Genomic DNA, 12,525 nt, shown 5'->3' with positions numbered 1-12,525 from the left:
CATTCTATAAATTTTGAACACTAATCACAGCAACCATTTATAATCCTGACGGCAATCTAAAATATACTCTATAAATACTGCATCATCTTTTATTTGATAAATAAGCAAATAACGCTTACTTATTATCATCTTGCGATATTTATGCGCGGGCAACACCGGGTCTGAAAGCCATGAATTCCGTTCCGGGAAACTCTCTAAAGATTTCGCTGCTTCTATTATTTCCGTCCGAAGTTTATCTGCCGCTTTAAGACTTATCTGTGCCATAAAACGCACATGTTGCATTAACATATCTGTGGCTCTGTCAGAAACAATAACCGTATACAGCTTATTCGCGCCGCCCATCGGCGACCTCCCCGATGGTTTTCTTCATCATCTCATCGACATCATCAATGGAAAAGCCTTTCTTGCCGGCCAGTCTGTCCTCTTCAACCGCGACGAGGGTTTCCCTGAGGCGCAACATACTTTCCCGGCGTGAAAATGCTGTAATGTCCATTACGACCAAATCACCCTCGCCATTTTTAGTCAAATAGACCGGCTCTCCTGATTCCTTGCAAAGCTTCGATATTTCATTATAGTTTTTGCGGATTGCCGCAGATGGTTTTATATGCAAAACACAACCCTCCCTTGTTGTAGTATTATATGCTTATTATATCCTAATTTTACTATGATGATTGCCCCGTGTCAAAAGCGCTATTCTTTACAACCGTCTAGAAATCCTTGAACTCGTGAAAATGAGCCCTCTTTTTTTGATACTCGTTTTTTGTTAGAATAATTTTGTAAAGGGAGGTTTTAGAGAAATGGAATATTATTCCCAGTTTGAAGAAATACTAAAGAATTTTTCCCGCGCTTCATGCGGCGGTTGCAGGAGCGAAAACGTTCAATGCCCGATAATATGTGAGGCTAAAACATGCTACAGGGAAAAAGGCATTGATTTCTGCTTTCAGTGCGGCGAGTATCCCTGCGAAAAGCAGTTTTCCGGCCGCCTGAGAGAACGTTGGAAAGAAAAAAACGACCGTATGAAAGAAATAGGCGTAGTTGAGTTTTATTATGAACAAAAGAATCTTCCAAGATATTAACACAGGAGATATAAAAACCGCCCCTGAAAAATGGGGCGGTTTAAATTTTAGCCGTGCACCTGCCTTTGAATATTAGCTTCCGGGCGATACACCCGCAGGTAGCTCGGACCAGGCGACCTCGCGGCACCCGGAGTATTTCCCTTAGTGCTGCTTCCGTCAAGACCTGACACGGTTCAGGAAGCTCCGTCGCACGAGACCCAATCGTCTACGCCCCTTACGGGAGCCGGACCCCACAAGCTAAACCCTGGGGCAGGAATTCGACCCCGCTGCAGCGGTTTGCGGGTTACAGGGCACCGCTACCTCCCCGTCTAGCACGGCAATGCTTTAAAAAAATGGCGGAGAGAGTGGGATTCGAACCCACGAGACAGTTACCCGTCCACACGCTCTCCAGGCGTGCGCCTTCATCCACTCGGCCATCTCTCCGTGCACTACGCAACAAACATTATACATTTATTTCGTTCTGACTGCAAGCTCCACTCAGTAAAACATATAGACAGGATTAACAGGATTAACCTGATTTACAGGATTTTAATTAATTTAAATTAAAATTATAGTTTATCCTTATAACTACGAAGCCAATAAATCATAAAAGTAAAACTTAATTAGTACTTTTAAATCCTGTTAATCTAATAGAATCCTGTTAATCCTGTCAATTTGTTGTTCTAATTAGCGGTCTCAAAAACCTTTTCTAATTATATACCCCATTAAACGCTTTCCTCCCGGCTGTGGAAAACCGACTCATTTTGTAACTTTTATCTCCAGTGGAATTTCATCATCAATTTCTTTCGGAAAAGGATCCAGGTAGGTTATTTGCACTGTTTCACCAACCTGCACATCTCCTCTTCTATCCCCTTCTTTATCAACCACCCGGGCGCGGTCATAGTAGTTGAACCACCCGGGTTTGCTGCCCGACAGTCCACCCTTTAAAAACAAACGCTTGCTGTCTAACTTTTCTATTTGTCCGGAAACGGTCTTCACCTCAAGCACATTTGCTTTTTTGATTTTATCACAGTTTATTTCCACATCCAAAAATGTACCGGGCTTAAGGGAGGCAAAACTCTGCAGGGCATCTTTTTTATAGACTACTGCATCCCAGTCCAGAAATAGAATCCTGTTTTCGCAATTCGAGTCGCTGAGCACCAATAAGTTTTCCCTGCCCAATGCCACTGATTTTACCGAACCCCTAATTTTTTCCACAGCCGGCGCAGTTTCCTTGCGCTGAAGCAGGTTTACCCAGAGAACCTGCTTGCTGCTGTTCAGGATCACCTCAGCACGCCAGTCCACAGCCTGCTCGAAGTCAGCCTCCTCGCCCGATCCGTAGCAATAAACGCCCTGGGCCACTTTGCATTTTTGCAATCCCTCAGGGGTGATTAATTCAAGTTCCCTGGCACTCTTGGCAATGTTTATCTTCGAAATCAACCCTGTGAGTCGCCGCCCGTCAGCTATCTTAATCCAGCCCTGGTCCACCAACTGGCTGAGAATCACGGTCATTTCAGCCCGGGTAAGGTAGTTCAAGGGGCGGAAGGCGCCGTCGGGATAGCCGGACATGATGCCGGCCGCGGCCAATGCCCTGAGGCAGGTCCGGTCGCCCGGCTGCACCAAATATTCGTCAGTAAAAGTTTTATCTAACGCAAAGCCGGCTATACTGCTGCTGTTTTCATTTTCACCTGTCCCCGCCCCGGCTGTCGACGGCGGCAGCAGGTACAGGGCATGGGCCAGCAGCCGGGCCACTTCCAGGCGGGTAGCCGGAGCGTCAAAGTCAAATTCCGACGGGTTGTCGAGCTGCAGAAAACCCTTATGCACAGCCAGGTTAAGGTACTGCTGCCCCCATGGCACAACGGGCGTGGTGTTCTGGGCAGCCTTGGCGCCTGCTGTTGAGGAAGTACGAATTCTGGCCAACTGCTCGGCCTCAGCGGTAAAACCGCCTGACCTCATTAACAAAACCACTGTCTCCAGCCGGCTGATCTGCTGGTCAGGCTTAAAAGTATGGTCCGGATTTCCCTTGACCGCATCCAGGGCGGCAAGGCGAGTAATGTGACTGCGTGCCCAGTGTCCCTCCAGGTCGCTGAAAGAAACCGTACTCCCGGGCAGCGCCGCCAGTGCGGCCGCCGGCAGCCGGAAAACAATTACCTGCAAAACCAGTAATATTAATACCGGGTATAAAAGATGTAAAAAGCGATCTTGTTTGACAGCTCTTTTATCCATTCTATTGATCTCCCGAATAAGCCTCGTCTTTAATTTTATACAGGCTTCCTTTGTCCGTTGACACATAGACAATACCACCCGGGCCTGTCAGGGGCTGGCCCGTTATCTTGCCATCCAGGGTCAAATCCCAGTCCAGCCGTCCTTGCAGGGTTACCGCCAGCAGGCGGCTGTCGTCAGTACCCAGGTAAACATGCCGGCTGCTTTCGTCAAAGGCCGGACATGACACTGTTTTATACAATGTTACCCGCCATGACTCTTTCCCATCTGCCTGATTAAGAGCAAAAAGTTTATTATCGGCGCAAAAATATAGCTGGCCGTGCTTAGACGGGGTAGGCGCCGTCAGGTTGTCAAACTTAACTGGATAATACCAGAGAGGTTTACCATCGCCATTACTATCGAAGGCATAGACCTTCCCCGGAGTCGAACGCTTACTCTGGCCGGTAATAACCGCGACATAAAGCCGCCCGTCAGATCCTGTTACCAGACTGACCTCTTTTATATCCCCAAGCCAGTAGCGCCAGAGAACAGTGCCTTCCCCGCTTATGGCTAAAAGGATGTTTCCCTTGCCCTTTTTACCAATAACAACAAAGATAGCCTGGTCGTTTCCGGCGCAGGCCAGAATCTCCCGCCCGCTTACAGTCTGGGTGTTGATGGCGTCCTGACTTTCATACACCTGCATCAGCCATTTATAGTGGCCCTCCGTGTCAAGGGCATAAAGTCCAGACGGCAAAGGCAGATACAGAAGGTTACCGGGACCGAAAGTCACCTGTGTATCGCTGTTGTTACCATCGTAAACAGTAAAATCCCAGCCATTGCTTCCGTTTAGCTTAAGCTCCTGGACAGATGAGCCGCCCGAAAAAAAAATAGAGCCGCACGCATCAAAAACCGGCCGCCCGCCTTTACCGCCTCCCGCTACAGCAGCCTCCCAGAGCTTTTGGCCATGATCATCCACCACCATCAGCTTGTTGCCTGACGAAACATAAAGCAGCTTATTCGGCCCCATAACAAGGCTGGTTAGTTTACCCAACCGGGAAGCCTGCCAAACTATTGCAGGATGCCCTTCCCCATAGCAGGGTACAGCAGCGGCCAGTAGAAAAACAAATATGGTTAAAATACAGACAGTAATTTTCCGGCACATATATTTCAGCCTCCGGTACATAAGCGGAGCAAACATTTAATTGCACAATAAAAATCGTTTATGCTCTTGTATTTGAAATCGGCCCTGAAAAAGCACAACTTAACGGAATTGCAAAAAAAATTGGGAAAGTTGCTCTTAATTTAATGGTCAAAGGCAAGTTAGTTGTTGGTTGTTCTTTACCAACCCAGCTTAGTAATAACCGCCCTGATACTGAGATAGCTAACTTCTTCAGGCAGCGCTTCTTTGAGCGGTCTGAGCTTGGCAGTTCCCAGTTCTTTGATTTTTTCAACTATTAACTGTTCATGCTGTGGATTGATCAAGTCATTCCAGTCAAGATCAAGGCCCTCCTGCCCGCAGCGGATGATATGGTCCTCAACAGAGCGTTCGGCCAGGTCTCTCAAACGGGCAATTTCCTTTATAGAATGGCCTTCTTTATACATGTTATAAGTGACCACATGGCTTGCCGTCCTGACACTCTTTTTTTGACTCCGCGGCAGACCAGTTTCAGGCTGGTTAACTGTATCCCCGGCAAACTCGCGCAGCACATTTAAAAACTGGCTGCCGTAATTCTTCAGCTTGGCTTCTCCCACACCTTTAATAGCCAGCAGGGCGGCAGGGGTGGCCGGCAGGCGTTCACACATTTCCCGCAATGTGCTGTCTGAGAAAATGATGTAAGGCGGCACCTGTTCCCTTTGCGCTATTTCCCGGCGCAGTTGGCGCAGCCGGTCAAAAAGCGACTGGTCGAGCAGCGGCTGGCTCTTTTTCAGCCGCACCTGGCGAAAAACCCTCTTTTCACCTTTCAACACCGGGGCCGCCCCGGGTAAAAGCCTGACCACAGGGTACTGCCCATCCGTCAAGCCGATATACCCTTCGGCTATCAACACTTTAATCAGGTGCTGGATTTCTTTTTCCGGGTAATCCTGCAGCAGGCCGTAAGAAGTCAACTTATCAAAACCGTTCCGCAGGACTTTTTTGTTTCTGGAGCCTTTCAGCACACTGGCCACCATGTTTACGCCAAACTGCTCCCGCATCCGCCAGACGCATGACAATATTTTTTGAGCCTCCATAGTAATATCAACCAGTTCTCTGTCGCTGCTGCAATTGCTGCAGCCGGCGCAGTTCTCCGGCGCTTCCGACTGCCCAAAATACTGCAGGATATAGCCCCGCAGGCATCTGGAGGTGTGGCAGTAGTCAACCATGGACTGCAGCTTTCTATATTCGCTGTCCCTTCTTTCCGGAGAAGCAGTGGAACTCTCAATTAAAAATCTTTGGATCTGGACATCCTGAGGGCTGAACAGCAGGATACACTCAGCGGGACCGTCATCCCTCCCCGCGCGCCCGGCCTCCTGGTAATAGGCCTCCAGGTTCTTGGGCATGTGGTAGTGGATAACATACCGTACGTTGGATTTGTCTATACCCATCCCAAAAGCATTGGTGGCCACCATCACCCTGATTTCGTCATAGATAAATTGCTCCTGGCTTAGCTCCCTTTCAGGCGCCGTCATACCGGCATGGTATTTCCCGGCCGCAAATCCCTTTTGCTGTAAGAAGGTATGGATCTGGTCGACATCTTTCCTGGTGGCGGCATAGATGATGCCTGATTTATCCCTGTTTTCCGCAAGGTAACTCTCCACAAAGTCCCTTTTGCCGGCGCCGTTGATTACGGCAAAAAACAGGTTGGCGCGGTCAAATCCGGTTACAAACACATTGGGCTGGTCTAATGCCAGCAGGTTAACCATGTCACGCGTTACTTCGGTTGTGGCGGTAGCGGTAAAGGCCGCTATGACCGGCCGCCGCTTGAGCTCTTTGACAAACGGCGCAATTGACAGGTAGGCCGGGCGAAAATCGTGCCCCCACTGGGAAATACAGTGGGCCTCATCCACAGCCAGCAGTTGTATGTCCAACTCCTTGACCATGTCCGTAAACTGCTCGCTTTCCAGACGTTCCGGCGCCATGTAAATAAGCTTATACCTGCCCCGCCTGGCCTGAGCCAGGACAGCGGACAACTCCCGGTAATCCAGGGAGCTGTTGATAAAGGCGGCTGTTATGCCGTGGCCGCGCAAATCGTCCACCTGGTCCTTCATCAGGGAAATCAGCGGTGAAATAACCAGCGTGGTACCGTACAACAAAGCGGGCAGCTGATAACAAATGGACTTGCCTCCCCCGGTGGGCATGATTCCGACAGTATCCCGGCCCTGCAGAATACTGCCGATGATCTGTTCCTGGCCGGATTTGAAGGAAGGATAGCCGAAATATTTCTTTAACAAACCTGCCGCTTTCTGCATCATAAAAATAACCTCTTCCATTATTTAAAATTTTACAATTCACACGTTATTCCATGCTAAAAAGACAAATCCTTCCATGAAGCAGCAGTTTTAATTACTTATATAATTATAATTGAAAAATGTATCCTTAATTGAAAAAGGATACATTTTCTCATGATTACAACGGATCGATCGCGCTTCAAACAAATGTATTCACAATATAGATCCTAAATATTCCAGGGCTCCGGCGGCAGTATGGAAACCGTCTTCCCGGCTTAAAAGCCTCGCCAGGAAGCTTACAAATGGTTCCGAGAGAGGGAGCACTTCCTGCCAGGGTCTGTCGAACAGGGTTTCATCCTCAACCCAACTGGTAAATAGGTCAACAGCCACGACCCCGGCCCCGAAGAGATCGCTGCGCGGGGAGATCTCCTTACGCAAAAGCCGGTAGGTCTCAGCTCCCGGTATCTTTTTTCTTGAAGGAAGATCACTTAACAGTCTTAGCGGTTGTCCATCACCGTTACTGTCTTTGTACTTGTTTTCCAGAGGGTCCGGGCAGGAGAGATTCCGGGACAGGTCAAGGAACCGTGCAAAGCCAAAATCAATTAAAAACAGCTCGTCATCTTTCAGCAGCAGGTTGGAAAGGCGCAGATCACGGTGAACCACAGCGTTTTCCCGCTGCGGCGGAGTGTGCAAATCTCGCAGAATGGAAAGAAGCTGCGTAACGATGTTCTTTACCTCATCTTCGCTGAAACGGCGGCCTGAATCCAACAGGCAGCTTAAGGGCAATCCCTCGCTGAACTCCTGGACAATGTAATGGATCTCACCAAACGAAAAAGCCCCCACAAAACCTGGTATGCGCGGATGGGAAACACTTCTGAGAATCTCTGATTCCAGCTCAAAAGGCAAAATATTTGGATTTTGATCATCCCTGTTGAACAAAGCCTTAATAGCGTAAAATCTTTTTCCCCGGCTGGCTTTGATTACAACCCCGTAACTGCCCTGGCCGAGCAATGCTTCAACAGCATATTCTCTGAGCCTGGGATGTTCCCTTCAGGAAGAAAATATACGGCCCAGAAAACCCCTCCTGTGGCGTTTATTGTAAGAACTGCTGCCGTGGTGGTAACCGTGCTGGTACGGGTTATGCGGGTAATGCTGCTGCTGCGGCGGCGGGGGGGGATTGACCGGGTGATGCTGGCTCGCCCGTCCTTTTAACCCGGCGCCGCAGTGGGGGCAGGACACCCAGGCGGGATCAACCTGCTTGCCGCATGAGTAACAGTTATTAGCTATTGGTGCACCACAGTGAGGGCAAAATTTAAAATCATCCTGCAAGGCTCTCTGACAGCTTGGGCAGTTCATTAAACAACCTCCTTAAGTAAATCTTCCATTTTTAGTATATCACAGCTTGCTAAGAATTAGCCAAGGGAAAGCTAAAAGAATGCTGAAAATTCATTTAATGGTCAGGCCGTAATTATTTCAACCAGCGAGCCGTTCTGCACCAGGGCTTGTCCCGCTGTGATCACCGGGTCACCCTCCTGCAGCCCTTCCAGCACCTCTGCCATTTCTCCTTCCATAAGACCTGTGCTGATGCGTGTTTCCACTGCTTTACCCTCTTTGGCCAGGTAAACAAGTTTTTGGCCGGCTTTTTCCACGATGGCCTCCTTGGGAATCAAAAGCGCCTGCTGGTGTTCCTCCGTGGCCAGTTCCACCTCCGCAAACATCCCCGGCTTTAGTTTTTGGGCGCTGTTTTCGATCTTGATCCGGGCGCTGAAAGTTTTGCTGGAGGAGTCCGCGGCGGGAGCCAGGTTGGTCAGTGTCCCCTCAAATGGCTCTACTGACACCGACGCCACCCGTACTTTTATCTTCTGTCCCTGTGCCAGGCGGCTGATCTCGCTCTCGGGAATACTAAATTCGGCGTAAACGCTGGAAATGTCCACCATGGTCATAACCGTGCCGCCGGTATTTACCATCTCCCCGATATCAACCTGGCGTCCTGATACCAATCCGTCGATAGGCGCACAAATAGCTGTGTTGGCAACCTGGTTGCGGGCGTTGGCCAGAGCGGCGGCGGCCTGTTTGACCTGGGCGTCGGCCTGCTCAGAAGCGGTGCGGGCGCTGTCCAGATCATGCTGCGCCACAGCCCCCGTTTTGGCCAACTGCTCATACCTCGTCAGGTTCAGGGCTGCCGCTTTCTGCCCCGCCACGGCCAGTTCGAGATTTGCTTCCATCTGCTGTACCTGGATGCTGTAATCGGTATCGTCGAGCTGAATCAGGGTCTGCCCCGCCCTGACCGTGTCGCCCAGGTCCACCGTAACTTCCGCTACCCTGCCGCCAACCTTGGGGATAATGGTGACCTCGGTGGCGGGAACTATTTTAGCGGCGAGGTTCACCCGGCGGCTGATTGAGCCTTTCTGCACCGCCGCTAACTTGACGGAAACAGGTTTTATTTCATAGGCCGCAGGGGTGGTTTTACCGGTACCACGGAAGCCCCGCACCACCAAAAACCCGATCAGCAATATGACGATCACACCCACTGTGATCAACAATTTGCGGTTGACTTTTCCCTTCACTTCTTTAGCCACTGACCTTCCCCCCGTCAATTTAGTATTGCATAAAAATGTTATCTCATGTATTCCCTAAACCCTTGCCTCCGCTGCTTCAGACAGCCGGCGCAGTTTATCCATTTTCTTCTGCTTGCGCCGCTTGTTATAATCATCCACCACGGTATAAAAGACCGGGATTACAATCAGGGTAAATAAAGTAGATGTGATCAGCCCGCCAATCAACACAACAGCCATGCCGGAGCGGATTTCCGTCCCCTCTGTCAGGGCCAGGGCGGTTGGCAGCATACCGAAGATCATGGTCACCGACGTCATGATAATCGGCCGCAGACGTGTCTTGGCCGCCTGCTGGACCGCCTCGCGCAACTCTACACCCCGGTCGCGCAGGGTGTTGGTGTAGTCGATCAGCAGGGTGCCGTTCTTGGCCACCAGTCCATCCATCATGATCACCCCGATCATCGAAAACAGGTTGAGCGTGTTGTGGGTCAGAGCCAGCGCTATCAGCGAGCCGATTAACCCCAGCGGCAGCGAGAACATCCTGATCAGCGGGGTAATCAACGACTCGTACAAAATCGCCAGCACCATATAGACCAGTACTATCGCCAGCGCGAAAGCCGCCAGCATATCTCCCATAATGTCGTTCATGTCCTGGGTCTGGCCGGCCTGCTTGACTGAATACCCGGGCTGAAGCTGTAACCTGGCAAGTTTTTTGCCGACTTCCTGGCTGAAGGCCCCCTGGTTCGTACCCCCAATGTTGCCGCTCACTGTTATGGTCCGCTGGCGGTTGACCCGGTTGATCTGGGTGGGCCCGCTCCCTTTAACAACCTCTGCCACCTGGGATAAGGGCAGTTGTATACCGCTCGTGGTGGCTATGGTCAGGTGTTTTAAACTTTCCATTTCAGTCTTGTCCAGCCCCTCAATGCTGACATCCACATCCACGTCTTTGTCCCCGGTCCTCAGCACAGTCGCGGTGCTGCCGTTGAGGGCCGTCCTTAAGGTATTGGCCACATCGTTGACCGACAGGCCGTAAGAACCGGCCCGCTGTCGGTCAATTCTTATCTGTACCTCCGGCTGGCCCAGCCGGTAGTTCATATCCACATCTTTTGCCCCCGGGGTTTCCGCCACCAGCTGCTTCACTTGTTCCGCCAGCGCCACCAGTTGGGTGTAATCCGGCCCGGCAACTTCGATCTGGAAATCGGACTCCGTGCCGCCGCCCATGGAATCAGACTCGCTGACAGTAATCTTGCCGTAAGGAAAACTATCGGCCAGTTTCCTTACCTCGTCTCCCACCTGCCAGACAGAGCGGTCGCGCTCGGACTTGTCATAAAGCGTTATAATTACCTGCCCCTTGTTCGCCCCCGAGGAGTACGAACCGTATCCCCCGGACGAACCGACGCTGGCCTGGTAGTATTTCACCTCTGGGATTTTCTTGATGTAATCTTCGATCTGCCTCAAAGCAGACTCGGTTTTCTGAAGTGGTGTGCCGATCGGCGTCTCCATTGTTACGGTAAGTGTTGACTGGTCGGTTTGGGGCATTAATTCAAAACCCACCTTGCCCAGCGGGATTAAGGTCAGGCTCAGAATGAACCCAACAATTGCCAGGACCAGTACCTTTTTGCGGTTGCCCAGCGACCATTTCAGCGCCCGGTCGTACCAGACCAGAGTTCCACTGGTTTTCCTGTCCAAGAAAGACCAGAACCTGTCAAACAGTTTCTGCACCCTGCTGCCCAACCAGCCCCAGAGCGTGTGCCGCCGCGCTTTGGCTTTCAGCTCCCGTGTCTCGGCGTCTTCTTCCATGTAAAAACGGTGCGCCAGCATCGGGGCCAGGGTGAACGAGACAAACAGCGAGAACAGGGTGGCAATTACCACCGTCAGTCCGAACTGGCGGAAGTACTGCCCGATCATTCCCCCCATAAAGGCGATAGGTGCGAACACCACCACGTCCGACATGGTAATGGCGATAGCCGCCATGCCCACCTCGGAGCGCCCCTCCAGGGCCGCCTGCAGCGCTGACTTGCCCATAGCGCGGTGCCGGTGGATATTTTCAAGCACCACGATGGAGTCATCCACCAGGATACCGATGCACAGAGCCATCCCCATCAGGGACATCATGTTGAAACTGAAACCGGCGAAATACATCCCCATCAGGGTCGAGACCAGGGAGGTCGGGATGGCTATCAGCACCGTAACCATTGACCTCCACTCCCGCAGGAAGAAAAACAGGATAAAAGCAGTCGTGAAGATACCCTCAATAATGGTCAGCAGTGTTCCATTTAACGAGTCAGTTATAAACTTTGAAGAGTCGATGTTTACTACTATTTCAAAATCCGGCGGCAGCGCTTTTTGTATATTAGGCAGTTCCCTTTTAATTACCTTGCCGACATCCACCGTGCTGGCGTCGCTCTGCTTGAGGATATTTACCCCGATGGACGGGTCCCCGTTGAGCCTGCTGTACTGCCGGACATCTTTATAGGTATCCTCGACCGTGGCCACATCCCGCAGGTAAACCGACTTACCGTTGCCCAGCGGGATCTGAATATTCTTGATATCGTCGGCTGACTTAAACTCGCCCATAACCCGCACATTGTACTCGGCTTCCGGTTGGTCAAGCCGCCCGCTGGGCTGGTTCAGGTTTTCCACCCCCAGGCGGCTGGTGACGCTGTTGACCGACAGGCCGTACCCCGCCAGGCGGTTTTTATCCAGCTTGACCTTAATCACCCGGTCCTGCCCGCCGTCCAGCGAAACGTCGGCCACGCCTGAAAGCTTCTGTAAACTTTCCTTGACGATTTTATCCGCGTAGTAGTAGGTTTCATGCAGCGGGCGCGGGCTTTTAACCGCCAGGGTCATTACCGGGAAGGCGTTCAGGTCGATCTTGGACACCACCGGGTCGCTGGCGTCCTCCGGCAGGGTGCCCTTGATTGAATCAATCTTTTTTTGGACATCAAGCGCGGCCTGGTCGGCGTTGGCGGTCAAATCAAACTCCAGAACTACGAACCCCAAACCCTCGTTTGACTGCGAGGTTATTTTTTTCACCTTGCTTAAGGTGGCCAGCGACGATTCAATAGGCTTCAGGATCTGAGTCTCTATTTCCTCCGCTCCCGCCCCGGGGTAGGTGGAGATAACAGTGACGTAAGGTATATTTATCGACGGAAAGAGGTCCACGCCGATCATCCGGTAACTGTAAAGGCCCAGTACCACGAACATCGCGATGATTACGCACATACCCACCGGCCTCTTTACCGCAAATTCAGTCAAACCCATAAATTAAACCCCTCTCTTGACTT

The 12,525-nt window shown here is 51.1% G+C and carries 9 protein-coding genes, 1 tRNA gene, 1 other RNA gene and 1 pseudogene; 1 reads left to right on the top strand and 11 read right to left on the bottom strand.

Annotation, left to right across the window (positions count from 1 at the left end):
• Positions 1-24: 24 nt before the first annotated feature.
• Both Pmgp_RS05495 and Pmgp_RS05490 read right to left on the bottom strand, forming a co-directional pair.
• Positions 25-342 (bottom strand): type II toxin-antitoxin system RelE/ParE family toxin, encoded by a 318-nt coding sequence (locus tag Pmgp_RS05495; RefSeq protein WP_134212971.1) that lies wholly within the window; start codon positions 340-342, stop codon positions 25-27.
• A complete protein-coding gene (locus Pmgp_RS05490; protein ID WP_134212970.1) occupies positions 326-610 on the bottom strand; it encodes a type II toxin-antitoxin system Phd/YefM family antitoxin in 285 nt (94 codons plus the stop codon). Before Pmgp_RS05490 ends, Pmgp_RS05495 begins: the two co-directional genes overlap by 17 nt.
• A gap of 187 nt (positions 611-797) precedes the next feature.
• Between Pmgp_RS05490 and Pmgp_RS05485 the strand changes: the two genes are divergently transcribed.
• The gene (locus Pmgp_RS05485; RefSeq protein ID WP_134212969.1) at positions 798-1,076 is read left to right on the top strand and encodes a DUF3795 domain-containing protein; all 279 of its coding nucleotides are present in this window, start codon (positions 798-800) and stop codon (positions 1,074-1,076) included.
• Between the two features lie 51 nt (positions 1,077-1,127).
• Here the strand turns inward: Pmgp_RS05485 and ffs are convergent.
• The 9 genes and pseudogenes from ffs to Pmgp_RS05440 form a co-directional block, all read right to left on the bottom strand.
• Positions 1,128-1,393, bottom strand: an RNA gene (gene ffs / locus Pmgp_RS05480) — signal recognition particle sRNA large type.
• A 16-nt stretch (positions 1,394-1,409) separates the two neighbouring features.
• Positions 1,410-1,499: transfer RNA gene (locus Pmgp_RS05475), tRNA-Ser, on the bottom strand.
• Between the two features lie 315 nt (positions 1,500-1,814).
• Positions 1,815-3,281: an S-layer homology domain-containing protein gene (locus tag Pmgp_RS05470; RefSeq protein WP_192902801.1), complete on the bottom strand. Its 1,467-nt coding sequence runs from the start codon at positions 3,279-3,281 to the stop codon at positions 1,815-1,817.
• 1 nt (position 3,282) lies between these two features.
• Positions 3,283-4,419 (bottom strand): outer membrane protein assembly factor BamB family protein, encoded by a 1,137-nt coding sequence (locus tag Pmgp_RS05465; protein WP_192902800.1) that lies wholly within the window; start codon positions 4,417-4,419, stop codon positions 3,283-3,285.
• Positions 4,420-4,595: 176 nt separating this feature from the next.
• The gene (gene recQ, locus Pmgp_RS05460; protein WP_134212966.1) at positions 4,596-6,707 is read right to left on the bottom strand and encodes a DNA helicase RecQ; all 2,112 of its coding nucleotides are present in this window, start codon (positions 6,705-6,707) and stop codon (positions 4,596-4,598) included.
• Positions 6,708-6,896: 189 nt separating this feature from the next.
• Positions 6,897-7,697: pseudogene (locus Pmgp_RS05455) on the bottom strand (protein kinase family protein); the annotation flags it as partial.
• Positions 7,698-7,733: 36 nt separating this feature from the next.
• Complete coding sequence (locus tag Pmgp_RS05450) at positions 7,734-8,039, bottom strand: zinc-ribbon domain-containing protein (RefSeq protein ID WP_134212964.1); 306 nt, start codon at positions 8,037-8,039, stop codon at positions 7,734-7,736.
• A gap of 101 nt (positions 8,040-8,140) precedes the next feature.
• Complete coding sequence (locus Pmgp_RS05445; protein ID WP_192902799.1) at positions 8,141-9,262, bottom strand: efflux RND transporter periplasmic adaptor subunit; 1,122 nt, start codon at positions 9,260-9,262, stop codon at positions 8,141-8,143.
• Between the two features lie 54 nt (positions 9,263-9,316).
• A complete protein-coding gene (locus Pmgp_RS05440) occupies positions 9,317-12,502 on the bottom strand; it encodes an efflux RND transporter permease subunit (protein WP_134212962.1) in 3,186 nt (1,061 codons plus the stop codon).
• Positions 12,503-12,525: the final 23 nt, after the last annotated feature.

This window comes from Pelotomaculum propionicicum (assembly GCF_004369225.1).
Classification (GTDB): Bacteria; Bacillota; Desulfotomaculia; order Desulfotomaculales; family Pelotomaculaceae; genus Pelotomaculum_B; species Pelotomaculum_B propionicicum.
This window is presented reverse-complemented; position numbering and strand designations above follow the sequence as displayed.

Bases quoted from the DNA above. Each gene is read 5' to 3' on its own strand.
- Pmgp_RS05495 (WP_134212971.1), bottom strand. From the start codon at position 342: ATGGGCGGCGCGAATAAGCTGTATACGGTTATTGTTTCTGACAGAGCC.
- Pmgp_RS05485 (WP_134212969.1), top strand. From the start codon at position 798: ATGGAATATTATTCCCAGTTTGAAGAAATACTAAAGAATTTTTCCCGC.
- Pmgp_RS05470 (WP_192902801.1), bottom strand. From the start codon at position 3,281: ATGGATAAAAGAGCTGTCAAACAAGATCGCTTTTTACATCTTTTATAC.
- Pmgp_RS05465 (WP_192902800.1), bottom strand. From the start codon at position 4,419: ATGTGCCGGAAAATTACTGTCTGTATTTTAACCATATTTGTTTTTCTA.
- recQ (WP_134212966.1), bottom strand. From the start codon at position 6,707: ATGATGCAGAAAGCGGCAGGTTTGTTAAAGAAATATTTCGGCTATCCT.
- Pmgp_RS05450 (WP_134212964.1), bottom strand. From the start codon at position 8,039: ATGAACTGCCCAAGCTGTCAGAGAGCCTTGCAGGATGATTTTAAATTT.
- Pmgp_RS05440 (WP_134212962.1), bottom strand. From the start codon at position 12,502: ATGGGTTTGACTGAATTTGCGGTAAAGAGGCCGGTGGGTATGTGCGTA.